The 25958-nt window shown below is 36.4% G+C and carries 22 protein-coding genes; 17 read left to right on the top strand and 5 right to left on the bottom strand.

The genetic code is table 11. The annotated features are described in order from the left end of the window. Positions 1 to 639: 639 nt before the first annotated feature. Entirely contained in the window at positions 640 to 1950 is a 1311-nt protein-coding gene (locus tag ABH966_RS23475) for a hypothetical protein (protein ID WP_370082695.1), read from the bottom strand. Between the two features lie 174 nt (positions 1951 to 2124). Between ABH966_RS23475 and ABH966_RS23480 the strand changes: the two genes are divergently transcribed. Continuing rightward, positions 2125 to 3342 carry an MFS transporter gene (locus tag ABH966_RS23480; RefSeq protein ID WP_370082697.1) on the top strand — a complete coding sequence of 406 codons (1218 nt, stop codon included), beginning with the start codon at positions 2125 to 2127 and terminating at the stop codon, positions 3340 to 3342. Between the two features lie 28 nt (positions 3343 to 3370). Next, on the top strand, positions 3371 to 4837 hold the full coding sequence (locus ABH966_RS23485; protein ID WP_370082699.1) for a M20 family metallopeptidase: 1467 nt from the start codon (positions 3371 to 3373) through the stop codon (positions 4835 to 4837). 53 nt (positions 4838 to 4890) lie between these two features. On the opposite strand, the gene ABH966_RS23490 is transcribed toward ABH966_RS23485, so the two are convergent. Next, positions 4891 to 6696 (bottom strand): sensor domain-containing diguanylate cyclase, encoded by a 1806-nt coding sequence (locus ABH966_RS23490; RefSeq protein WP_370082701.1) that lies wholly within the window; start codon positions 6694 to 6696, stop codon positions 4891 to 4893. 261 nt (positions 6697 to 6957) lie between these two features. Between ABH966_RS23490 and ABH966_RS23495 the strand changes: the two genes are divergently transcribed. The 6 genes from ABH966_RS23495 to ABH966_RS23520 all read left to right on the top strand — a co-directional run bounded on the left by ABH966_RS23495 (position 6958) and on the right by ABH966_RS23520 (position 10385). Next, positions 6958 to 7728 carry an isocitrate lyase/PEP mutase family protein gene (locus ABH966_RS23495; protein WP_370082703.1) on the top strand — a complete coding sequence of 257 codons (771 nt, stop codon included), beginning with the start codon at positions 6958 to 6960 and terminating at the stop codon, positions 7726 to 7728. Between the two features lie 20 nt (positions 7729 to 7748). Next, the gene (locus ABH966_RS23500) at positions 7749 to 8318 is read left to right on the top strand and encodes a bifunctional transcriptional activator/DNA repair enzyme AdaA (RefSeq protein ID WP_370082705.1); all 570 of its coding nucleotides are present in this window, start codon (positions 7749 to 7751) and stop codon (positions 8316 to 8318) included. After that, positions 8315 to 8836, top strand: coding sequence for a DNA-3-methyladenine glycosylase family protein (locus ABH966_RS23505; RefSeq protein ID WP_370082707.1), 522 nt, complete (start codon positions 8315 to 8317; stop codon positions 8834 to 8836). Before ABH966_RS23500 ends, ABH966_RS23505 begins: the two co-directional genes overlap by 4 nt. 12 nt (positions 8837 to 8848) lie before the next feature. Beyond that, complete coding sequence (locus tag ABH966_RS23510; protein WP_370082779.1) at positions 8849 to 9199, top strand: DNA-3-methyladenine glycosylase family protein; 351 nt, start codon at positions 8849 to 8851, stop codon at positions 9197 to 9199. Between the two features lie 19 nt (positions 9200 to 9218). Then, positions 9219 to 9707 (top strand): methylated-DNA--[protein]-cysteine S-methyltransferase, encoded by a 489-nt coding sequence (locus tag ABH966_RS23515; RefSeq protein WP_370082709.1) that lies wholly within the window; start codon positions 9219 to 9221, stop codon positions 9705 to 9707. Between the two features lie 303 nt (positions 9708 to 10010). Continuing rightward, a complete protein-coding gene (locus tag ABH966_RS23520; RefSeq protein WP_370082711.1) occupies positions 10011 to 10385 on the top strand; it encodes a DUF378 domain-containing protein in 375 nt (124 codons plus the stop codon). Between the two features lie 221 nt (positions 10386 to 10606). Here the strand turns inward: ABH966_RS23520 and ABH966_RS23525 are convergent, their stop codons facing one another. Continuing rightward, a complete protein-coding gene (locus ABH966_RS23525; RefSeq protein ID WP_370082713.1) occupies positions 10607 to 11776 on the bottom strand; it encodes a PucR family transcriptional regulator in 1170 nt (389 codons plus the stop codon). A 138-nt stretch (positions 11777 to 11914) separates the two neighbouring features. Between ABH966_RS23525 and ABH966_RS23530 the strand changes: the two genes are divergently transcribed. From ABH966_RS23530 to ABH966_RS23560, 7 genes are all read left to right on the top strand, one after another. Continuing rightward, on the top strand, positions 11915 to 13159 hold the full coding sequence (locus tag ABH966_RS23530; RefSeq protein WP_370082715.1) for a Zn-dependent hydrolase: 1245 nt from the start codon (positions 11915 to 11917) through the stop codon (positions 13157 to 13159). 66 nt (positions 13160 to 13225) lie between these two features. Continuing rightward, a complete protein-coding gene (hydA, locus tag ABH966_RS23535; RefSeq protein WP_370082717.1) occupies positions 13226 to 14629 on the top strand; it encodes a dihydropyrimidinase in 1404 nt (467 codons plus the stop codon). Between the two features lie 334 nt (positions 14630 to 14963). Beyond that, a complete protein-coding gene (locus tag ABH966_RS23540; protein ID WP_370082719.1) occupies positions 14964 to 16340 on the top strand; it encodes an NAD(P)-dependent oxidoreductase in 1377 nt (458 codons plus the stop codon). A gap of 180 nt (positions 16341 to 16520) precedes the next feature. Then, positions 16521 to 17783 (top strand): NAD-dependent dihydropyrimidine dehydrogenase subunit PreA, encoded by a 1263-nt coding sequence (gene preA, locus ABH966_RS23545; RefSeq protein WP_370082721.1) that lies wholly within the window; start codon positions 16521 to 16523, stop codon positions 17781 to 17783. Positions 17784 to 17980: 197 nt separating this feature from the next. Beyond that, positions 17981 to 19501 carry an NCS1 family transporter gene (locus ABH966_RS23550; protein WP_370082723.1) on the top strand — a complete coding sequence of 507 codons (1521 nt, stop codon included), beginning with the start codon at positions 17981 to 17983 and terminating at the stop codon, positions 19499 to 19501. A gap of 149 nt (positions 19502 to 19650) precedes the next feature. Next, positions 19651 to 19860 carry a hypothetical protein gene (locus ABH966_RS23555; protein ID WP_049666712.1) on the top strand — a complete coding sequence of 70 codons (210 nt, stop codon included), beginning with the start codon at positions 19651 to 19653 and terminating at the stop codon, positions 19858 to 19860. A 361-nt stretch (positions 19861 to 20221) separates the two neighbouring features. Further along, positions 20222 to 21586 (top strand): amino acid permease, encoded by a 1365-nt coding sequence (locus tag ABH966_RS23560; protein WP_370082725.1) that lies wholly within the window; start codon positions 20222 to 20224, stop codon positions 21584 to 21586. Positions 21587 to 21989: 403 nt separating this feature from the next. On the opposite strand, the gene pgeF is transcribed toward ABH966_RS23560, so the two are convergent. Further along, positions 21990 to 22754, bottom strand: a complete 765-nt coding sequence (gene pgeF / locus ABH966_RS23565) for a peptidoglycan editing factor PgeF (protein WP_370082727.1) — start codon at positions 22752 to 22754, stop codon at positions 21990 to 21992. 168 nt (positions 22755 to 22922) lie between these two features. On the opposite strand from pgeF, the gene ABH966_RS23570 reads away from it, so the two are divergent. Beyond that, positions 22923 to 23546, top strand: coding sequence for a transmembrane-type terpene cyclase (locus ABH966_RS23570; RefSeq protein WP_370082729.1), 624 nt, complete (start codon positions 22923 to 22925; stop codon positions 23544 to 23546). A gap of 181 nt (positions 23547 to 23727) precedes the next feature. After that, positions 23728 to 24720 carry a VanW family protein gene (locus tag ABH966_RS23575; RefSeq protein WP_370082731.1) on the top strand — a complete coding sequence of 331 codons (993 nt, stop codon included), beginning with the start codon at positions 23728 to 23730 and terminating at the stop codon, positions 24718 to 24720. 446 nt (positions 24721 to 25166) lie between these two features. Here the strand turns inward: ABH966_RS23575 and ABH966_RS23580 are convergent, their stop codons facing one another. Beyond that, positions 25167 to 25784, bottom strand: a complete 618-nt coding sequence (locus ABH966_RS23580) for an HAD hydrolase-like protein (RefSeq protein WP_370082733.1) — start codon at positions 25782 to 25784, stop codon at positions 25167 to 25169. Between the last annotated feature and the right edge of the window lie 174 nt (positions 25785 to 25958).

Raw genomic sequence — 25958 nt, forward strand, 5'->3', positions numbered from 1 at the left:
ATTTTTTATGAAAAAAATTGAAAGCCGGTGAAATTTTACTGATCGTAAAATTTCGCCGGCTTTTTAGTTTAGAGATGGGTTTTGTCCCAGCCTCTAGAATGGTGTAATTGACTTTTTGAAAAAATAAGTAGTGAAACCATTTATAGAAATATTCATATTAATTATATTATCTATGACTATTTTTGTTAATTGTTTTTGTTTTGGAAACTAGATAAGTTAGCGTTGTACTATCTGAGATATATAGTTCATCACAATTTTGGTTGCTACCTCCGCGTCATAACTTGTCTAATTATTTGGAATATTTGTAAACATGCCTAGCCAAATTAAAATGGTTAATTCATTGATTGAATCAACATTTTTACAGGTCGCTGTTCTATTTTTTGAGGATTAGAGAAAGGGAAATTTAGCCCAAAAAGTAGTGCTTGGGCAAAGAAAGCTGGGAGTTGAGTAAAAAGTATGAGTACCTGAGCGAATAGAGTGTTGAGTGGTGCGATAAGTAGGGCAACCCGAGCGAATAGTGCAACAAGAGGAGCAAAAACAAAAAGGCTATAAATCTGAAAAAAATGGACTCACAAAGAATGCCCTCGACGCACGGACGCGACTACGAGGGCGATATGCTATTTAAGTACAACAATCTTTTTACGATTCACCTTGATGAAAGTTAATCTTATAAAATTTCTTTGGTCTGCCGCGAAGTTTTTCATGCTTTTTATAAATTAATTCAGCGACGCCTTTACTTTCAAGCTCGTTCAGTATGCGATTAGAGCTTCTGATGGTGATATCTAAATGTAAGGCAATATCAGCAGAGGATAATTCATTTGTATTTGTTTTTTCAATGACAGATAGAATCTTTTGGATTAACAGGAGGGAAATATTTAATTTTTCACTTAAGCGTTGTAGCTCAGGAGTTTCTTCTGTCATTTGTAAAACAACTTTTTCCTCTGTATTTGGATTTATTAGTTGACCACTTTCAGTAATAATAAAGGATGGCTTTTCCTGTTGATGAGCTTCGTGATTGGCGATATGTGCCTTTTTCCGAGCTTCATCAATGTTTTGACCAATTCCCCACCCAATATGAAAAGTAAAGGGTAAGCTTTCAGATAAAGCCTCTACTAATGCATCTTGTGAAAAATTATTTGTCATCATTAGTAATTCCTTTTGAGAGGTGAAAATTTCAAAATGAACACTTTGTTTTTGTATAATCATCGTTAAATGATTTTTTTTACTATATTCCAATAGTGAAGTATGCAACAAGCTTTGATTAAATTCTGCATTTGTATTTTCTATTTTAGAAGGAACCAAAGCATCACCTGTTATCTCACCAATCGCTATAATACTTTCTGATAATTGTTTATGTCGGACCTCTGAAATAACTTTTTCAAATACTTCTAAAATCGTTTCTGGAGATGCTGTGATAAGCTCTACGTTCACACCTTGCTTAGAAAGCTTGTCTAATATATTACTAAAAGCAGTAATAGATAGATCTACCTTTCCAGATCTATTTAATTCGATATGTCTTTCTAATAATTCCTCATAAAAATTATCCGTAATATCTAAATGGATAATATGTGCTTCTTCATTTTTTAAATATAACTCCTCTAATTTAATTAAATCTGTATATCCACTAAAGTCAAATGTCACCTTAGAAAAGTCCAAGTTAGAATATTTTCTACTGATATGAAATAGCTTTTTATAAAAATCTCGCTCATTTGCCATGTAGTAATAGGTGGGTATTTGATAAATAACATTTGAGCTTTGCAATACTAAATGGGCTAGACCGTTCATAACTACCGCATCAAAAAATAAATAGTTTTCTAAATATAATGGTTTAATTTCAGAAAGCTTTTTATATGTAAAAAAAGTTAATTCGCAGCGTTCTTTTAATTGTTCTTTAATTGGTAAAACATCTTGTAGTGAATTATGCGCTACAATCACACCGATTCGAATCAAATTGCATTCTCCTCCTAGATTTTTCTATTAGCTCTAGTATATTTGACATTTGCATCTTATAGCAATATTGAAGCATATTTTTTGAATTTTGTTGATTTTTTTCATAAGCATCCTCTATAATCATTTAAAGACAGTCTTTAATATGTCCAAAAATAAACGCAAGGGGGACTCTTATTGGAAAGATCTAACACAAGTAAGCAGAAGTACATAATTCTTGGGATTTTATTTTTAACTTGGATTGTGAATTATTTGGATAAGCTATCTATGAATGTAGCAATTATTCCAATTGCGGAGGAGTTTAGTTTAAATGAGACGCAAGCAGGGTTAATTATCAGTGTCTTTTTCATGAGTTATGCAGTGATGCAGTTAGTTGGGGGATATTTATCAGATAAATATGGGGCAAGACGTATGATTCTTATTTCGGTTTTATTGTGGTCTATTTTCACGATTTTGACTGGCTTTGCATGGTCATTTGTATCACTTATTGCGATTCGGCTACTCTTTGGGATTGGCGAAGGAAGTTTTCCTGCTGCTAGCTCATTAGCAATTGCTGACAATTTCCCAAAATCAGAACGAGGTCGTGCAAAGTCAACGCTTACAGCTGCTACTACTGTTGGTAGTATGATTTCGACTATTGTAGCTGCAACTTTAATAATTTCTATTGGCTGGCGAAATTTATTCTTTATTTTTGGTGTTTTAGGATTCCTATTAACGATTGTCCTTTATTTTTTATTAAAGCCAGACACTCAATACAAAGAAGAGGCAAAGTCTATTAAAGTGAAAGTGCCACTAAAAAAATTATTAAAAATGCCTATGCTCTGGCAGTTAATGTTGATGTACTTTGGCGTCAGTATTGTCAATTGGGGACTTACATCGTGGATGCCGACTTATATGGTAAAGGCAAAAAATTTAGATATGGTTTCGATGGGAGCGCTAGCAATAATTCCTGCGTTAGCAGCATTAATTGCTGTAATGCTTACAGGCTGGCTAATTGATAAATTTGCTATTGGTAAAGAGAAATATTTAATTATGTTTGGTGCTTTTATTGCAGGCATTAGTTTATTTTTCATGACGAATGCATCTTCAATTACGATGATTGTAACATTTCAAGCTTTAACATTGGCGGGCTGCTTGTTTGCTACAACAACGATACTAACTTTACCACTTAAATATTTCTCACATGATGTTATTGGAACGGCAACAGGGTTTATGTATTTTGGTGGTCAGATAGCTGGTGCAATATCTCCATCTATAATGGGGTACATCATCTCACTATTCAATGGATCTTATTCAGCAGCATTCTTGTTCTTAATGGTTATGGTTATAATTCCTATTCTAACAGCGACAACTTTAAGAACTAAAACATCAATAACTACAAATCAAACAGTTTAATAAAAATAAAAAATGGAGTGAAAGGTTTATGTCTAATTCTTATATAAATGAAATATCTAAAATAATTGAATATAAGCGAGATAAATTAATAGATATTAGCAATAAAATTTGGAATTTTGCCGAAATTCGTTTTGAGGAATTTCAATCTGCAGAATTATTATGCACGGCATTGGAAAGTGAAGATTTTCAAGTTGAAAAAGGGGTGGCTGACCTAGAAACGGCTTTTATTGGCAGCTACGGAAGTGGGAAACCTGTTATTGCTTTTTTAGGAGAATATGATGCACTTTCTGGCTTAAGTCAAGAAGGAGGGGCAGCAATAAAAGCTGCTATTCAAGAAGGGGGAAATGGTCACGGTTGTGGACATAATCTTCTGGGTACAGGATCCTTTGCAGCTGCAGTAGCTTTACGTGATTACATGGAAAAACATAATATTCCTGGTACAATCAGATTTTATGGCTGTCCAGCAGAAGAAGGTGGATCTGGTAAAACATTAATGGTCCGTGCAGGCCTTTTTAATGATGTAGATTTTGCTTTATGCTGGCATCCTGCTGACCATAATTTAATGATGTGTACGAGCTCCTTAGCAAATGTTCAAGCTTCCTTTAAGTTTACTGGACGTTCTGCCCATGCAGCTCAGGCACCTCATTTAGGTCGCAGTGCACTGGATGCCGTTGAACTTATGAATGTGGGAGTTAACTATCTTCGTGAGCATATAATTCCAGAAGCACGTGTGCACTATGCAGTGACAAATACAGGTGGATTATCACCGAATATTGTACAAGCAGATGCAAGTGTACTTTATTTAGTACGTGCACCAAAGACAAGCCAAGTCAATGAAATTTATGATCGTGTCTGTAAGATTGCTGAGGGTGCCACATTAATGACAGGTACAAATGTTGAAATCATCTTTGACAAAGCATGCTCTAATCTAGTTCCAAACCATACAATGCAGCAAATAATGTTTGAACAGTTTACACAACTTGGTACGCCACAATTTAGTGAACAAGATTATGAATTTGCTAAAGAGATTAGAAAGACTCTTTCTGAGCAGGAAAAGAATGGAGGAGGTCTGGCCGCTATTCCAGTATTTAGAGAGCTACTTGCAAAGGAAAAGGATACGGCATTATCAACAACGTTATTCCCTTACAATAAAGCATTTACATCTATCACGATGCCAGGCTCAACAGATGTGGGGGATGTAAGCTGGGTTGTCCCAACTGCACAATGTACAACGACATGTCATGCACAAGGGACACAACTGCATTCTTGGCAGGCCGTTGCTACAGGTACGACATCTATTGCTCATAAAGGAATGCTTCATGCTGGGAAAGTTATGGCTGCCACTGCTGCTGCGATGCTGGCACAACCGGAATTAATTGAACAAGCAAAGCAAGAGTTAAAAGAACGTTTAGGAAATGAGGTTTATCAAAATCCAATTCCTCAAGATGTTAAACCTTCACACATCCGCAAATACTCATCTGACGTAATCGAATAATTGAAAAAGAAGTGTCAAGACAAGAAAATTGTCATTGACGCTTCTTTTGTTTTTTATAACAAAGAGGAGACATTACCATCATCTATTAAAAATTCAACACAGTTTCTGCCTCGTTCTTTTGCTTGATATAACGCTTTATCACATCTTGATAATAATGTATTTCGAGTATCACCATCTACGTAGCTAGTTACACCGAAGCTACTAGTTTTTCGTTGAACAACAGGGAATTGATGATTTTCTAATTGTTGACGAAGCTTTTCAGAAAGCTTTACAGCATCATCTAATGTAGTTTGAGGACAAATAACTAAAAACTCCTCGCCACCCCATCTTCCAATTGTATCTTGTTCTCGAATCGTATTTTGCAAGATCTCTGCTACGCTCATTAAAACTAAGTCGCCTACTTGATGGCCAAATCCATCATTTACTTCTTTAAAATAATCAATATCTAGTAGAATAATAGAGAACGGAACCTCTTGATGTTGAGCGTGTTGAAGTGCTTCTTCTAACACATCATCTAACTTTACACGATTTGGAATTTTAGTTAGGCGATCTGTATTTGCTAACTTTTCAAGCTCAAGTTTTGCTCTTTCTAGCTCTTGTGTTCGTTCCTTTACTTTATGTTCGAGCGTTTCATTTAGCGTTTGTTGCATTTCTTGATGTTCTTTTTTAATAATATTGATTTTATCGCCTAATGCTAATGATAAAAATATAGATTCAAAAATAGCACCTGCTGCAGGAACTCTTTCAAATATAGATGGATGAAATGGAATTAAACTTAAAAAGGCCAATGCTTGTACAATAATGGAACCAAGCAGAACAGTCCAACCTACCATATAAAATCGAGCCATTTTCTGACCTTTTAACAACACAAATATTCCTGATAACCAAAGAAAAATAAAGACAAATACAGCAAAAATAATTGTAAAATTATTTGTAATCGTAACATCAGGGACAAAGAATGAAGCAATTAATGAAAGTATAGTGATCCATAATAGTAGATTTCCGATTTTGTAGAATCGAGGTAAATATTTTTTTAGTTCCAGAAACTCTTTGCAAAATAGAATCATAAATAAAAGTAATATATTGCCGCTTATTGCAGATGATTTTATAAAGTACCATTTAGGGAAAAGTTGTCCTAATAATTCAATATCTAAAGAATTCAATGTGGCTTGATAGAGGATAAAACTAAACATATACAAAACATAGTAAAAGTAAGTCTTTTCTTTTAACGAAAAAAATAAAAATAAATTGTAAATTAATAATGCTGCTAAGAACCCATAAAAAATTCCTGTTAAATATTTATAGTCAATAATCTTATTGATAAAGCTTTCCGTTGTGAAAAGATAAGAAATTGAATTTAATGGTAATTCGCCATCTAATTTTATATAAATTTCTTTGACGGATGAGTCTTGGATTTGAAATAAATTAGAGCGATAATGAATTTTTTGATCGTCAATATTTGAAATGCCTCTCTTTTGAACCCTATAGGATCCATCTTCTTTCACTATAAACATTTCAATGCTATCAAGCTTGTCTGTTACCTCTAACCAGTATGACTCCTGTTTATCCGTTAATAGTTTATCGGCATCTAATCGTAGCCAAATCGTATCATTCGTATGCCAAAAGAATAAATAATTCTCTTTACTAGTGACAAAGGAATTGTCGTATGTACCACTTAATAAATCATCGATCGTAATTTTTTTTGACGGATCACGCAAAATATCATAATGCTTTCCCAATTTTATAGGTTCTGATAGTTCTGCAGCATGACATGGTAAGCTGAATTGTGTAAAAGTAAATATGAGTACGATAAAAAAATAAAATAACAGGTTGGTTTTTATAATTTTATTTTTCATCATGTATTTTTTCTCCTATCCTAATAATTCCTATCCTTCAGTTACTAGTATGCTGATGAAAGGTAAAATAAGGTGCTCTTAAAATAGAGTATTATGTAAATATATCACACTTTATTCTATGTTTAGGATTTTTACGAATAAAAAGAGATAATTCGGTTAGGAATCCTTTAATTATTTTCAAAGACCATAAGAGCAAGAATGAGGACGAATGAATGTGTTTTTCCTGATAATATGATGGCTAATAAGTAATAAGGAGGCATCATGATGTCAAAAATTCAGGAATTTAATGAGCTACATTCAGCTAAAGAACTATTATTTATAGGAAATGCGTGGGATTTATTATCTGCGTTAACTTTAGAAAAAGTTGGTTTCAAAGCAATTGGTACAACAAGCTGGGGAATTGCCAATTCACTAGGGTATGAAGATGGTGAGTTAATTGATTTTGATCGACACTTAGCCATTATTAAAACAATTGCAAACAATGTAAAAATACCTGTTTCCGCAGATATTGAGGCGGGATATGGACAAGATCAGAAAACAATTTTAGAAAATGTTTTAAGGACGGCAGATGTTGGTGTTGCAGGTATCAATATTGAGGATTCACTCAAAAAACAAAAGGGATTACGTAATTTAAAAGAGCATTGTAACCTTCTAGCAGAAATGAGAACGATGTTAGATAATCACGGTTATAAAAATTTCTATATTAATGCTAGAACAGATACGTATTTTCTGATGCAGCATCCATTTATAGAAACTATGAATAGAGCAAAGGCTTATGCGGAGAGCGGAGCAAGTGGCATATTTATTCCAGGATTAACAGATGATGAGGAGATAAGCGAAATAACTTTGAATATAGATGCACCCATTAATCTACTTTCTTTACCTGAACTGACGGATTGTAATAAGCTTAAAGAATTAGGGGTAAAACGTTTTAGCTTCGGCAATGCACTATCAGACAAAATAATAGCTTATTTAAAAATGAAATCTAGCCAATTACTGGAAAAGCAAAATACGGCGTTTTTATATGAGAAATAGGCTGCAAAGGGGATGGAATAGTGAACAACAAAATCAATCTTTCATTTGAGGAAATGTGGGAGAAAATTATGGCCTGTAATCAAACATATGATGGGCTATTTTATACGGCTGTAAAGACTACTAAAATCTATTGCCGTCCTTCATGCAAATCGCGAAAGCCGAAAAAAATAAATGTAGAATTTTACGACGATATTCAAAAGGTTGAGAGTGCTGGATATCGTGCATGTAAAAGGTGCCAGCCTGAAGTGGTACTCTCTCCGCATACTCAACTCATCAAAAAAGTAACAACCTATTTAATAAATGAGTATAAACAACGGTTAACATTACAGGATATTGCTAATTTTGTAGGGATAAGTCCTTTTCATCTTGAACGCCTATTTAAACAAGAAACAGGTGAAACACCGCGAGCTTATTTAGAAAAAATAAGAATAGATAAAGCCGTATATTTTTTAAAAAATACAAGCTATACAAATCTTGAGGTTTGCTATGAAGCTGGATTTCAAAGCCCATCAAACTTTTATAAAGTGTTTCGGAACTTAAAATATTGTTCACCAAGTGAATATCGAAACCTTGTGAGGAGTTGGACATGAATTGGATCAATAACGAAACCTATATTGTGATTAATACACCTGCAGCATTTAATTATACTGAGTGTTTAATATTCTTAAATAGATCTAAGCAAGAGGTGCTGCATCAAATAAAAGACGGCTATTTATATAAATTGCTTCAAGTGGATGGACAAAATATTTTATGTAAAATAGGATATCAATCAAATTGTATCAAAGTTGAATTTCCAATACACGCACCATCTGAAAGAGTCTTAGAAAAAATTGTACAGTACATTTGTGAATGGTTTGATTTAGAAAGAAATTTGCACAGTTTTTATGAAATGGCTCAAAAAGATAAAATTTTGCTGCCTCTCGTTAAAAAATACTATGGATTACGAATAATAGGCATGCCAGATTTATTTGAAGCACTCGTATGGGCAATTATTGGACAACAAATTAATTTAACATTCGCATACACATTAAAAAGACGATTTGTAGAACAATTTGGAGAATGCTTAACATTTGAAGGAGAATCCTATTGGCTGTTTCCGACATCTTAAAGAATTGCTGCTATTCAAGTGGACGACTTAAGAAGCTTACAATTTACAGCTAGAAAATCTGAGTACATTATAAATATTGCAAAAATCATGACAAACGGACAATTAACAAAAGAAAAATTGCTTCAACAGGAAGATTTTTTAGAAAGCAAAAATTTCTTAATGTCAATTCGGGGTGTTGGTGCACGGACAGCTGATTATGTGCTGATGAAATGCATACAAGATCCAACCTCGTTTCCTATTGCAGATGTGGGTCTTCATAATGCCTTAAAAAATCAATTAGCATTAAATCGTAAGCCGACTGTTGAGGAAATCAAGAACATTTCAACACATTGGAAAGAATGGGAGGCTTATGCCACTTTTTAATTATGGAGGTCTCTATACGATGAAACAATATAAATTAGATTTTAACTCTCCCATCGGCATCATTGAAATAGTAGGTTCTGATACAGAGGTATATTCAATAATGTTTTCTGAACATGATCAAATAGTAAATGTTCCTCAAAAAGATACACCTCAGGTTATTATAGATTGTCAACAACAGCTACATGAATATTTCATCGGTAAGCGCCATGAGTTTACATTTTCTTATACTTTTGAGGGAACGAGTTTTCAAAAAGAAGTTTGGACTGCTTTAACAAGTGTTGCTTACGGCGAAACAGCAACATATAAAAAAACTGCGGCTTCCATTGGCAATGAACAAGCTGTGAGGGCTGTAGGAAGTGCAAATGGCAAAAATCACTTAAGCATCGTCATTCCTTGTCATCGAATTATTGGCTCAAACGGAACATTAACAGGCTATGCAGGAGGGATGTGGAGAAAGGAATGGCTACTACAACATGAAAAATGGAATAGTAAGGGAATTAAGAAATAAATTTATGATTTATCATCTCTACGTTTGGGTGATAAGCCATTTAAAAAGTGGTTTATTACCTTTGATTTTCTAACGTTCCTTTGTTTGTAACATAACTTAGCCTAGGAATACGTTTTGTATAAATAAGCGGCAATTGCTAAAAATAAGACCGTCAAAATGGGTGATTTAATTACTTGATAAGTATTTGTAATTTTCCACTTGTTATGACAGTTTTTTTTGCAATATCGACGCTTTTTATACATGTGAGGAATGAACTTCAAGTGTATTACTGGCTTCGTATTTACAAGTGAAGGAGGTGTAAACGTGAGCGTAGTTTATAGAATCGCTTTAGTGTTAGTCATCATTGGAGCAATCAACTGGGGACTTATAGGATTTTTTAGATTTGATTTAGTTGCCTATTTGTTCGGTGGACAAACAGCAGTATTGTCACGATGGATTTATGCATTCGTTGGATTAGCAGGACTAGTATCCTTACCTGTTCTTATTATGCGATTTGATGAGGACGAAGATCTTGTTCATGATCGTGACCATCATTCTCGCATAGAAAGAAATCCAAGCTATGGTATGGAGTTTGGTGATGAAGCAGATTTTACTGCATTAAAAACAACTAATGTGCTAAAAGAAGAAAAAAAGGATTCACATAGTAAAAATAAAAACAAAAATAAAAATAAAAAATAACCTCGAGTTTATTCCTCAAAAAAACTGATGACCATTTGGTTTGTCAGTTTTTTCGTTATGGCTAGGATAAAAAATCCGCAAAGATATAAGGGATTGGCACCCAGATAACGAAGCGGATTTTTACTTGAAGCCCTTCATTAGCCGCTATCACTTAGAAATGGTACATGGACACCAACAAACTAGATTTGGATTTAAGAACGGAAATCTTATGGTGATAAAATTTATTGGTGCGTCAACACATCCTCAATCAAAAATGCAATATAGAGATTTGTTTTTGTAAATGGGTTACTTAAGTCCATATCTAATAGCGTTTCTATTTTTTTTATTTTATAAAGTACTGTATTGCGATGAATAAATAGACGCTCACTAATCCTACGGGTACTTCCATTTTCATCGAGGTAAATGCGTAGAAATTGTACATAATCTGAGTTATGCAATTCATCATAGCGATAAAGCTGACCTAAGATGTCTTGGCTATATGATTTGATTAAAGTTTGATTTTGCACGGCCATAATAATTTTGTAGGCACCAATTTCTTTATATTTATATAGGAAGCGATTGTTATGAAGCTTTGCTAATTGGATTACTGTTAATGACTCATCATAGCTTTTACGAACATTTTCAAGCTCTTTATGATAATTTCCTTTTCCAATGATAATATCCAAGTAACCATTTTTTTGCGTAATTTTGTCGTAAATTTCTTCAACAACTTTTGAGAAGGGAGTATTTGGTGTATTGATTTGTGCTCTGTCGATTAAAAAGATGAGGTGATTTTTATGCTTTAGTTTTAAGAAGCGTTTATATCTATTTTGAAATGCAAATTGGATCATGACCTCGTAGCGGTCAATATTAGCTTGTGCACCATTTGTTGTACATGAAATAATGGCTAGCTCCCTACCTTGTGGAAAACCTAGTAGTGCTAATTGATCTTTAATATAGTTGGCGTTTTGTTTGTAGTGAAAAAGTAAGTTATAAAGAACCTTTTCTTCAATAGAAAGCTCTTGATGGTGATTGGCGATAAATTGAAATGTTGTTTTTAATAGATCGGCTATTCGATAATTCCATGGCATGTGAAAAATAGGGAAATCATGTTCATTGGCAAAAGAGATGACTGATTCTGGTATATTTGGAATGTATGGTCCGGTATTAATAATGAAACCTGCTACCTTTTTAGTGAAAGCTAGTTTTACGAGTTGCTCTAAGGAATCTCCATCTGAAGATAAATTAATACCTGTGGTCACGACTAATTCATTAGGTCTACAAAACATAATTAAATCGATGCTTTCTACTACATTAATCCCTGTAACTCTTCGATACGTTCCGTTATGTCCAGCTACTAATGTTAGCATTGGGAATTGGACACCCTCTACAATTTTGCGAATTGTCCCCATTTTCTCCCCCCTTATTATGAACATAACTTACCATATATTATGTGCAGATGCACATATTTTTTTAGCTTGCTATCTATATCTCATAATTTTTATCTCTTATAGAATGTGTATAACTACTGTGAAAGAGAGGACTTGCATATGTATAAGTGTAATAGTAGACGATTGCAAGAGTTAATTGAACAATTTAGTCAATTTGGAGCTACTGAAAATGGTGGCGTAACTCGTTTGTCTCTTTCGAATGAGGATGTATTAGCAAGAAACTATTTTTGTGAGTGTTGTGATGAATTAGGGATGGATATCAAAATCGATGATATGGGTAATATTTATGCCATTTTGTCTGGGAAAAAGGATGTTCCTCCAATTGTTATGGGGTCGCATTTAGATTCCGTTGAAAAGGGTGGGAAATTTGATGGTGTATTAGGCGTTTTAACGGCTATTGAGGCTATTAGAACGTTAAAAGAAAACGAGATTGAGCTAGATATCCCGATAATGATCGTGAATTTCACGAATGAAGAAGGTGCTCGTTTTGATCCAGCGATGATGAGCTCTGGGGTTATTTCAGCGAAATTTGATAAAGAAAAAATGCTGCAATCTATCGATAAAAATGGCACTAGTTTCAAAGAAGCACTGCAAGCAAGTGGCTTTGAAGGAGATCAAGAAAATCGTTTAAAGGAAGCACTTGCTTATATAGAATTGCATATCGAACAAGGACCTGTTCTAGAGGCGAAGCAGTTGGAAATTGGCGTTGTTGAAGGTGTATTAGGTATGGTGTGTTATGAAATTACGGTTGCAGGGCAGTCCAATCATGCTGGAACGACACCGATGACAATGCGTCAAGATCCGATGATCGTAACTTCAAAAATCATTACGTATTTACATGAAGAGCTCGGAAAAATTGATGAACAGTTAGTGTTTACCTTTGGTCGAATGAATGTTTCTCCAAATATTCATACTGTGATACCGAACAATGTGACATTTACGATAGATTCACGTCATCAAAAACCAGAGATCATGCAAAAAGTAGAGGACATACTGAATAATCTTCTTACAGAGGATATGGGCTGTAGCATTAAGCCAGTTAAGCTATGGGGTAGAGATACAGTCTATTTTGAACCTCATATTTGTAATGAAGTGGAAAGGGCTTGTCAGAGCTTCGGTTATACTGCTCATCGAATGTTTAGCGGGGCAGGACATGATGCGCAATATATCGCAAGCATTGTCCCATCAGCAATGATTTTCGTACCAAGTATTAATGGTAAGAGTCATTGCGAGGAAGAGGAAACAACATTTGAGGATTGTGCGAAAGGAGCAGATGTATTACTTGAAACAGTGTTGACGCTACAAACAAAGTTTAGTGTGGGGGAGACTTACACGTTACATTAAAGTTGGTTTTCCAAACATTGTCATGATTGAGCATTCTCCATTATTTTACGAAGGGTGAGGGGCAGAATGAAGAAAATTATTAAAGGTGGACGAGTGGCGACAGCTGCAGATGTTTTTGAGGCAGATATTTTAATTGAAAACGGAAAAATTGTTCAAATTGGCAAAAATCTATCCGACATTGGGGCAGAAGTTATTGATGCTACAGGTAAATATGTGATGCCAGGAGGAATTGATCCTCACACACATTTAGATATGCCATTTAACAATACTGTGACTGATGATGATTGGAAATCTGGTACCATTGCAGCAGCTTTCGGTGGAACAACTACTATTTTGGATTTCTGCTTAACGGCTGGCGAGGATAAACTTTCAGCTGCAGTTGAAAAGTGGCATGACAAGGCGAAGGGGAAATCAGCCATCGACTATGGATTCCACTTAATGATTTGTGATTTAACCCCTGAAACAGAAGTCGAATTGCCGCAGATCTTAGAGCAAGAGGGTATTACTTCTGTCAAGGTATTTATGGCCTATGCGAAAGAATTTCAAGCCTCAGATCGCACCCTTTTTAAGGCTTTTAAAATAGCGAAAGACCTCGGTGCTGTTGTTATGGTGCACTGTGAAAATGGTTCTGTTATTGATGAGCTTGTAGAAGAGGCGCGACGTGCAGGTCATAAGGAGCCGATTTATCATGCGCTTACTCGTCCAGCTGAATTAGAGGGCGAAGCGACAAAACGTGCAATTGAGTTAGCCCATATTGCTGGCGCTACCCTTTATGTTGTACATGTAACTTGTAAAGAGGCAGTAGATGAGATTATTGCTGCGCGTGAAAAAGGCTATGACGTTTATGGTGAAACATGTCCACCATATTTAACTTTGGATCAAGCTGCTTTAGCACAGCCAGGTTTTGAGGGTGCAAAATATGTTTGGTCCCCACCACTTCGACCGAAATATCATCAGGCTCATTTATGGAATGCTCTAAAAGCAAAACAACTACAAACAATTGGCTCTGACCAATGCTCGTTTAGTTTTAAGGGTAAAAAGCAGTTAGGGATAAATGATTTTTCTAAAATTCCTAACGGTGGGCCTTTTATTGAAGATCGCTTTAGTATTTTATATTCAGAAGGCGTAGCAAAAGGAAAAATTTCTATCAATGAGTTTGTCGATATGATTTCCACAAGTGCAGCAAAAGTATTTGGTTTATTCCCACAAAAAGGAACAATTGCAATCGGTTCTGATGCCGATATCGTTATTTTTGATCCAGAGGTAAAACGAGAAATCTCGGCTAAAACACATCATATGAACGTGGATTATAACCCATATGAGGGATGGGAAGTAACAGGTGAACCAGTCAGCGTACTAGTACGTGGAGAATATGTCATTAAAAATAAAGAGTTTGTCGGTGTACTAGGTAGCGGACAATATATAAAACGTGCATTAAAAACAACGGCTACAGAAGCACTAAACATTTAGCATGATCCCGCATTAACGGGCAGTAATACTCCCACCACAAAATTTTTGCAAAAGCTGAGAAGTTAGGTGGGAGATAAAAAGCCCGATTCGTTCAACTAATAATCAATGGGGGATGAAGAGACCCCCACTGATTAAAGTTTCACTTTATGACCGATTGCTTTGGATGGAGAACAGAGCAATCGGTCTCGTAATATCTTCATTTAGCTACAGAAGACTATCTACCTCTATAGGTGGTGAGATGAATGTTGAATGTGGCTTTTTTCAATGGTCCTAGCATCAATTACGCCTAGGTGTAATAAGAAGGAAAAAATGAACACATGAGGGGGATGTGGAAATGGCTCCGAATCAAGAAAATGCAATGTCCCAACAGTTAAACCGTAATTTTATGGAATTGACTAGCAGGATGACAAAGAATGAAGCAATAGAGGAATCTAATCGTTGTCTTTATTGCTATGATGCACCGTGCATTAAAGCCTGTCCAACGAGTATTCAAATCCCAAATTTCATAAAAAAAATTGCTTCTGGTAATATGAAGGGCTCTGCTACGACTATATTAGAAGCAAATCCAATTGGTGCAAGCTGTGCAAGGGTTTGTCCAACGGAGGAACTATGTGAAGGGGCGTGTGTGTTAAATTCCTCAACAAAGCCAATTAAAATCGGAGAGCTACAGCGCTTTGCAACAGATTGGGCAATGGCAACGAACGCTCAGCTATTTAAGCAAGGGCAAAACAATGGACATAAGGTAGCGATTATTGGTGCAGGTCCTGCTGGTTTATCGGCTGCTCGTGAACTAAGTCGATTTGGTTATCAGGTCACTATTTATGAAGCTGAATCGAAAGCTGGTGGCCTAGGAAGCTATGGTATTGTGTCGTTCCGTTTACCAAATGAAGTCGTTGATTGGGAAATTGAACAAATCGAAAAGCTTGGTGTGGAAATCAAAACAAACACAACTGTCGGTATAGATATTTCTGCTGAAGAAATTTTGGAGCAATATGACAGTGTAATTTTAGCAGTTGGTATGGGAGCTGTGCCGAATCTAGGCATTGAAGGAGAAGATTTAGACGGTGTACATGATGCAATAGAGTTTGTCAGAAAGACAAAAATGGGACCGCTTACAAAAGATATAGTTGGGAAGCGGGTGACTGTCATTGGTGCGGGAAATACCGCGATTGACGGTGCTACATGTGCAGTGCGTTTAGGTGCTGATAATGTTCAAATTCTTTATAGAAGAACACAAAAAGAAATGACTGCTTACAAATTTGAATATGAATTTGCCAAGCAAGATGGTGTGGAGTTTAAGTGGTTAACAGCACCGAAAAAAATTATTGGTAATGAGTCAGGTGAGGTCGTAGGTATCGAATGTACGAAAATGAAGCTCGGTGAAGCGGGTGCTGATGGTCGTCAAAGACCTGAGGAGATTAAGGGGTCCAATTTTATTATTGAAGTGGATGCTGTTATTAAGGCAATCGGGCAAACACGTTTTGTATCATTGATTGAAGCTTTTGGCTTACAGCATACAAATGGTGTTGTTGATATTGATGAAACGACAATGCAAACTTCGAATGACAAAGTATTTGCGTGTGGAGATGTCGTCTTCGGAAATGGCCAGGGCGAGGCGATGGTTGTAACCGCTGTACAGCAAGGAAAAGACGCAGCATACAAGATCCATGAACGTTTAACTTCTTTCAGCGGAAGTCTCCCTCCTCTATAGGTGATGAGATGAATGCAGATTTAAGCTACTTTTCAACAGGCTGAAAGAAGTTAAAGCCTCCGGCGGATGTCACGGAATCGGAAAGGAGTTCTTTGTGCTAGCACAAAGCCGATTCCAGACACAATTATGCCGAGGCATAATTGATAAAACCAAGTGAGATTGCATAAGGGAGGAACTACTATGGCAGACTTACGTATTGACTTAGCGGGCATCAAATCGCCTAATCCATTTTGGCTTGCGTCGGCACCGCCAACGAATTCAGGCTATCAAGTACAACGTGCATTTGAAGCGGGGTGGGGTGGTGCTGTATGGAAGACATTGGGGGATCCGATTTTAAATGTTTCTTCACGCTTTGCAGCTGTTAGCTTTAACGGACAAAGAGTAGCTGGCTTCAATAATATTGAATTGATTACGGATCGTCCGTTAGAGGTAAATTTACAAGAAATTTATGAAACGAAAAAAAGGTTTCCGCATCACGCAATTATCGCTTCCTTAATGGTGGAGCCAAAGCAAGAAAAGTGGCATGAGATTGTTAAACGAGTAGAAGATGTGGGAGTTGATGGTCTTGAGCTTAACTTTGGTTGCCCACATGGGATGGCAGAACGAGGAATGGGGTCTGCCTCTGGTCAAGTACCTGAGTTGGTGGAAAAGCAAACGTACTGGGTGAAAGAGGCTGCGAAAACTCCAGTAATTGTGAAGTTAACACCGAACATTACCGACATTACGGTAACGGCAGAAGCGGCTACAAGAGGTGGAGCGGATGCCATTAGTATGATTAATACAATTAACAGCTTGGCTGGTGTTGACTTAGATACATGGAATACAGTGCCTCATGTAGCGGGAAAGGGTGCACATGGTGGCTATTGTGGTCCTGCCGTTAAACCAATTGCGCTCAATATGGTTGCAGAGTGTGCTCGTAATCCATTAATCAATGTTCCTATTTCGGGCATTGGTGGTATTTCCAACTGGCAAGATGCTGCTGAGTTTATATTAATGGGAGCTACAGGCGTGCAAGTTTGTACAGCAGCAATGCATCATGGCTTTAGTATTGTTGAGGATATGATTGATGGACTCAATAACTATTTAGACGATAAAGGCATTGCCTCTGTCATGGATTTAGTAGGTCGCTCAGTTTCTAGATATTCCAATTGGGGTGACCTGGACTTAAATTATAAAATCGTGGCTGAAATTAATAATGATGTTTGCATTAACTGTAACAAGTGCCATATTGCATGTGAGGATACATCGCATCAATGTATCGACTTATATTCAGAAGATGGCCGCCCAATGCTGAAAGTGCGGGAAGAGGATTGTGTAGGCTGTAATTTATGCTCAATTGTTTGTCCTGTAGATGATGCTATTACAATGGTTGAACGCAAATCTACAGTTCCACCAATGACTTGGAATGAACGTCAATCTTTAATTAGCAGTCTATCTAAGTAAAAAGTCTAAAATCAATTTCACCTTGGCTTAATTGCGTTTGTATGCTTAATCTTCATTCGTCTCACTACCTTCTGAGGTGGGAGTATTTTGTCGAAGGAAGATAAACTGAAATTCCACCTTCCTTCAGCATTTTCGTTGGAGGAAGGAATAACCTCATGTAAGTTGTCACGGAAATTTGATAAAAAAGGAGAGATTATATGGAACGTGATGGGAATTATTTAAAATCCCCAGATTTACTTCCAGTGACACATCAACAAAGAAATATCGGAACATTTGGTTTTGCAGTAATTTGGATAGGGATGGCAATTGTATTAGCGGCTTTTGCAATAGGTGGCACAGCAATTATAAGCTTACCATTGCCAATGGTGATTTTAGCAACGTTGATTGGCTCTTGTCTAATTGGTGTATTTATGACGTTAATTGGAGATATAGGCATTGAACATGGCTTATCATTCCCAGTATATATGCGTGCTCCGTTCGGTACATTTGGCACACATATTCCGTCACTTGTCCGAGGTGTAACGGCTGCCTGTTGGTTCGGTCTGAATACTTATTTTGGAGCATTAGCGATAAACGGCATTTTAAATTTACTTTTTAGTTTTGATAATTGGTTTGTCTGTTTCATTGTCTTTGCAGCACTTCAGTTATTTAATACATCACTAGGTATTAAATCTATTGAACGCTTTGCAGATTTAGCAGCACCAGTTATCATTTTAATTTCCTGCTGGATGTATTATACACTGGCAGATCATGCAGTAGCTCAAGGGAAAAATATTTGGACGTGGGTGGAAGCGCCAACAACAGGATTCTCAGCCTTCACTGCATTTATGGTAGTGATTATGGCGAATATGGGATTTTGGTCGACGCTAGCAGCCGATATGCCTTCACTTTCACGCTTCTTTAAAGCACCGAAAAATGAACGTAATTGGTTCAAACGCAATAAAACACAGCTAGTTGGCTCATTAATCGTCATGCCGATTACAAATACTTTCATAGTAACAATTGGTGCCGTGTGCTATATGGCTGTTGCTTCTGCTGATCCAATCAATGCACTACAGCAAAGCGCAAGTGGCTTTATTTTAGGAATCTTACTGTTAATGATTGTATTAGCACAATGGTCGACTAACACCTCTGCAAATGTTATCCCAGCTGCAACGATCTTCTCGAATATCGGTGGGCCAAAAGTGCCGTTTTGGGTGGGGGTTGTTATTGCAGGAATCATTGGTATTCTAGCACAACCATGGAGTTTATTTGATGTGTTAGTCAATGCACTTTTAATTATCGGGGGAATTTTAACAGCCATCGTTGGTATTCTATTTGCCGATTATTATTTAATCCGTAAACGTCGCGTGCATGTAAAAGCACTTTATGACTTAGAGGGTCAGTTTAAATATTTGAAGGGCTTTAACATAGCTGGTTTAATCGCTTGGGTTATCGGTGGTGCAGTGGCAAATATATTCTCCACTTATTCTTCATTAGTAGGGTTCTTTGTAGGGGCACTTGTATATTATGTATTAGCGAAGAATTGGTGGTTCAAAAAATACCCTCAAGCTGAGCTAAAAGATCCAAGTGATGCAAAATATTTAGGGATTACAGCTGGTCACAATTTGGATGAACTATTTGGACAGCAACAAGCGCCTGCTCCAACCGTTGTTCCAAATGAGGATAGTGTCGTTGAACAACCAGATCCGGTGTTAGATATAAAAGGTGCTGAATAAAGTGAAACGTGGGGCTCCTCTTCATCACCCACTGATTTTGTACCTGACGCTTCGCTTTCGGCAAAGACAAATTACGGCCGTTAAAGCGGGATGAATTAAACACCAAACGTATTTTTAAGAGGTTGATAACGGAAAGGTGGAGTGATAGCATGTCAGAACATCAACAAAGCACAGAAGAAATAAAAAAAGTGGATCATTATTTAGATAGTGGCTTTAAAATCAAATATGTTTATGAAAATCTAAGTGGAATGTTTGTAGAATTTGCGCGTCAAGAAGAGGTTGTTCTGCTGCAAATTCTAACAGCGGATGCACGCAAATATTTCTCTGCAAAGCTCCAAGAACAGACGTTATTACAGTAATAAAGTAGACTCTATTCCATTCATTGTTACATGATGGAATAGAGTTTTTTTACGTAATAAAATAGGCTTTTACTCTAAGTTGATCCGTTTACGGCAAAAGCAAGATAAAATTGTTGCTACAACAGCTAATCCAATTGTAATAACAGCCAAAGTGATGGATAGAACATTCAAAGTCGTGGATAGAACCCCCGAAACAGTGGATAGAACATCCAAAGTGACGGATAGAACACAATGCTCAGAATCATTGTCGTATTGCCATAATCGTGTTTTTCCTAAAAATACAATTGTGTTTTTTAACGGAATTTATTATTATTATAAGATAATTCATTGTAGAAAGAACTTTAGAAAGAGGCGTAATTTAGTGGCAAATAAAGAATTAAAAAGGGGATTAGATGCTCGTCATATCCAAATGATTGCTCTTGGTGGAACTATTGGCGTGGGCCTGTTTATGGGTTCTGCTAGTGCCATTCAATGGACAGGGCCTTCCGTGCTCCTTGCATATGCTATAGCAGGTATTTTTATTTTTTTCATTATGCGAGCAATGGGAGAAATGCTTTATATGGAGCCAAGTACAGGTTCCTTTGCAACGTTTGGCTATAAATATATACACCCATTAGCCGGTTATTTAACGGCATGGAGTAACTGGTTTCAGTGGATCATTGTTGGGATGTCAGAGATTATAGCAGTAGGAACATATATGCAGTACTGGTATCCTGATTTACCAGCATGGATTCCAGGTTTAATTGCAATGGTGATTTTAGGCGTTGCCAACTTCATTTCTGTTAAAACGTTTGGAGAATTTGAGTTTTGGTTTGCCATGATTAAAATTGTGACGATTGTTTTAATGATTGTTGCGGGCTTTGGTCTTATTTTCTTTGGTATTGGTAACGAAGGTGTGGCAATCGGATTATCGAACCTTTGGAATCATGGAGGCTTCTTTACAGGTGGCTGGACAGGCTTCTTCTTTGCGTTATCATTAGTAGTTGCAGCCTATCAAGGCGTTGAGCTTATTGGGATTACGGCAGGAGAAGCGAAAAATCCTCAAAAAACGATTACGAATGCGATTCAAAGTATTATTTGGCGTATTTTAATATTTTATATCGGTGCAATCTTTGTCATCGTAACAGTTTATCCGTGGGATGAATTAGGTACGATTGGTAGCCCATTTGTTGCAACTTTTGCAAAGGTTGGAATTACCGCTGCGGCAGGAATTATTAATTTTGTTGTCATTACAGCAGCAATGTCAGGCTGTAATAGTGGCATTTATAGTGCGGGACGTATGCTGTATACGCTTGCCATGAATGGACAGGCACCTAAATTTTTTGCAAAGCTTTCTAGTAATGGTGTTCCTATTTTCGGCACAGTAGGCGTGTTAGTTGGTTTGGTCATCGGTGTTGTTCTAAGCTACATAGCGCCAAAAAATTTATTTGTATATGTATACAGTGCAAGTGTATTACCGGGGATGATTCCTTGGTTTGTTATTTTAATAAGTCAAATACGATTTAGAAAAATAAAAGGTGAACAACTGTCAAAGCACCCGTTCAAAATGCCCTTTGCACCATTTACAAACTATATAACAATTGCCTTTTTAGTAATGGTCCTAATCGGTATGTGGTTTAATGATGATACTAGAGTTTCACTTATTGTGGGAATTATTTTCTTAGCTCTTGTTATCATTAGCTATTATGTTTTTAGAATTGGAAAAGAACGACGAGTTAATAAATAATGAAATGTTGAAAGGGTGTATTTCATTTATGAGATACATCCTTTTTGCTTTTGTGATAAAGATATTGTCATTTTTGCAAAACGAGGGGTGATTTCCGTTCTGACTGAGCGTTTTGTTGCTGCCGCTTCGCTTTCGCATAGATAAAACATTTGCCGCTGACGCTTCGCTTTCGCGCAGAGCAGAGCTTCCTGGGGGCGTCTGATGAGCTGCTTTTGTTGTTGACGCTTCGCTCTCGCACAGAAAAAATCCACTGCCAGCCTTCACTCCAATCAACCACTTAGCATGTATCCTCAGGCATATCACTCTAATTTATTGTGATAAAATGAAACGACTTTTCTTAACCATTTTGGTTTTCAATACTACAAAAGGGACACTCCATTAATAATTGGATTGTCCCTTTTAACTACTGTTCTTTTCGCATAATAAAGCTTAAATGTCTGCCAGCCTGTTTATCTTGACGGTAAGAAAAACCATCTGGGCTAAGGAATGTACACGTTGAATCAATCGAAATCTGCTTAGAAGGGATACCTGCAAGCTCACATTGCTTTTTCACAGTTTGTTGATTATCGATATGATATTTATTTGTTTGTGCATTGTAATACATAAAATCCTCAGCATAGCCTAGGTTGTGAAATTTTTCATAGACATCTGTATCCACCTCAAATTTCTCCTGACTAAGTGCCATACCGATTTGTACGTGAAAATCTTGTGGATTACATTGTTCATGCTCTATCAAATGTTCGAAAAGCCTTGGTGTGACTTCCTTAACTGTGCCTTGCCAGCCTGAATGTACTACGCCAATAAGACCATTAACTTCATTATAAAAAATGACAGGTACGCAATCTGCTGTAAAACTACATAAAAGTAAATTTGGCTCTAATGTATAAAGTGCATCAGTATTACTAATGGCAGTGTCCATTTGCTCTGCGCCGCGTCCTTTATCAGAAATCGTGACTTTATGGAAATTGGCACTATGTGTTTGTTGAGTGCAAATAAAATTATTCAAGTTACAATGCAATGTAGTTGCCAATTTTTCTCGGTTTTCTAGCACATCAGCTTCATTCACACATGTATGTAGTGCCATATTGTTTTGTTCTAGTTCGATGTCATCCTTTAAGGTAGTGCCTGCGATAAATTGGTCGTTATCAAAATAAATTTTATTTTTCATATCATCACCTCGTCTTACTATATATGATTGCTTAATGAATGTATAGGCGCTTACTCTTAAGATTTTTAAGAGCCTTGAGTATTTTCTACAATTCTTTTGACATAAAGAATTGATTTCTTCACATATAGTAATCGAAGAATGATAATTAGAGGGAAGGAGTTTGTAGATTTGACTCAAGAAAAATTCATACTGATTTCCCAATTCGGCATGTGGCTATTTTGGATTATTACATATATATTAATCATCAAACAAGGAATAAAGGATAAGAGATATGGGATGCCCATGGCCGCAATTTGTGCCAATATTTCATGGGAATTTATTTTTTCATTTATGTATCCGCTAAATGACTTGCAAAGGATCCTTACTTTCCTGTGGTTTCTTTTGGATATCTTCATTTTGATGCAATTTTTACTTTATGGTTATAAGGAGTATAAAAAAATTATTCCGAGAAAGGTATTTTATACATCTTTTTTCATAACACTCGTAGTAAGCTTTCTCACGATTTTAGCGATGATGCATGAATTCAAAGATACGGCAGGCATATATGCCGCGTTTTTCCAAAATCTGATGATGTCAGGGCTTTTTATCGCCTTATTCATTCAAAGAGGGAATTTAAGTGGACAATCAATGGGCATAGCCATTTGTAAAATGATTGGAACTGTGTTAGCAGCAGTTTGCTTCTATTTGTATTTTAGAACACCATTGATTACTATCATTTCGCTTGCAATTTTTATTTATGATTGGATTTATATAGTATTGATCTTTAGGTTTAATGTGAAATATGCAAAATGAAAAAATTGATAAAGGGATGTACCGTGCCCTGCATCTATAAAATGAAAACACTCTACAATGTCACTCAACTTTGTAGAGTGTTTTCATTTTATAAACAAATAAAAATAATGAAATGAAACACACTATCAGCAATACACGAATAAGATGTCTCTGTAGTATGAAGATAGGGAAGGTGTTTTATTTGAAAAAGAAGTGGATAACCACACTATGTATTATTTGTACGATTGGGCTAATTGGCTGTCAGGGGAAATCTGCGGATGAGAAAAAACAAGAACAACAAGTTCAAGAGTCAGAGCATAAAGCTGATGATGTAAAAAAGCCTGTTACCTTTGAACAACAACAAGCAGAGCCAGTCGTTGTTGAAATTGTAGATCCTTCTACACAAGCCATCGTACAAACCATTTCACCGCAAGAAATGGACTATGAACGTGATAGACTATCGTATACAAAACAAATTGAGCAATTAGCAAAAGGTTTAGCGAGAGGGAATGAAAATACAACCGGCTATGATAAGCGTATGATACTTGATAAGCTGGACGATCAAGGAAAAGTAATTAAAGGTAGTCCTTTAACTGTTTTAAAAGAAAGTGAATTAGTAGAGAGAATATTAGAAGCATCAGCAACTGGTGGTACAGTGGAGATGCCTCTATCTGTTACAGAAAGCGGCTATAATTTTGAAGATATTCCATATTTAGAAGACGTGGTTGTGGCATCCTATACAACTTACTTCAATACGCATGATGTAGGAAGAAATAAAAATATTGAACTTTCTGCGAAGGCAATTAATAATGTTATCGTTGGAAGTGGAGATTCTTTCTCCTTTAATACAGTCGTTGGACCTAGGGACGAAGTAAATGGTTATCAGCCTGCACCAGAAATCATCAACAAAAAGGTTGTGATGGGCATTGGGGGAGGTATCTGTCAAACGTCCTCAACCTTATTTAATGCGGTTGATCAAATACCAGTAAAATTTGTTGAACGTCATCACCATTCTTTAGATGTCGGGTACGTTCCAAAAGGAAGAGACGCTACAGTTTCCTATGGTGGCTTAGATTTCAGATTTCAAAATACAACTAACGTACCTTTTTTAATTAAAGCTAGCTATAGTAAAAATTCTCTTACAGTTGAGTTAAGAACAGCGGAAAAATATGTAGAAATCTTGAAAAAGCAATAGTATTGCTCTTTACAAAACGAGGAGTTGATTTCCGTTCCGACTGGGCGCTTGGTTGCTGACGCTTCGCTTTCGCACAGAGCAAAGCTTCCTGGGGGCGACCGATGAGCCGCTTAGGGCAACAGATGTTTTTTTTGTGCGAAAGCGTAGCGGCAGCGGCAACAGCAGGATGTTAGTCACGAAGGCGTTATCACAGGATGTGATGGTTTTAGCCTTCGTTCCTCTATTGCTAATCCCCAAGGAGTCGCCCAGTCTCCACTCCAATCAACCACTTCGCTTAATATGTATCTTCAATCTGTTCCTCTAATAAAATGAAGCTGCAGCAATGTTTTTTATGTGCGAAAGCGGAGCGACAGTGGTATATCTGAACACTTTAAATCATTCCCACTATAATTTTTTCAACAACAAGAGGATCATAGCCATTTTTTAATTGCTATGATCCTCTTAGCTTATATGATATTTAAAATTTCTTGTGGTGTAGCTACTTTGTACTCGGGATCCTCTTGTTGTACAACATCAATAGCATCATATCCCCAACTAACCCAAATAATAGGCACGCCCACTTTTTTGCAGGCTACAATATCTCTTTGTTCATCACCAATGTATATAACTTCTGAAGGTGTAATGCCTGAGTCCTTTAAAAAACTTTTTATCACTTTATCCTTTCCAAAAATACGGTTTGAAGAAAGAACATTTGACACACAATGAATACCGTTCATTTTTAGAAATTCTAAAATGTTCTCCTGTGAATTGGAGGAAATAATAAGGATTTTATAGCCTCTTTGATCAATTTCCGTAAGGACTTCTTTAATACCATCATAAAGGTGAACATCATTTAATGACTGGCGGTACAGGCGATAAAACTGTGGTAAAATCATGGGCAATTTATACATAGGGAAGTCGAATAATTTACTGCGTTCCGCTATAGATAGTTTTTTTAATGATTCGATTTCCTTTAACTCTATTCCTTTAAATTTATACTTTTGCGCAATCGTATTCCAAGCTGATGTAAACACTGCTGTTGAATCAGCCAGTGTTCCATCAAAATCAAAGATAATATATTTCATGACAAACTTTCTCCTTTAATCATCTAATTGTAAAGACGTCTTTTTCTTGAAAATGTTACTGCCTATTTTAAAATAATGACATGATTATACAGAATATGTAACAGCGTATTATAAATGACCCCAGATGAATAATTTTTTTTCGAATGGGTAAATATTTTTTCAGGGTAAAGGGGC

Source organism: Lysinibacillus sp. RC46, assembly GCF_041262385.1.
Classification (GTDB): domain Bacteria; phylum Bacillota; class Bacilli; order Bacillales_A; family Planococcaceae; genus Lysinibacillus.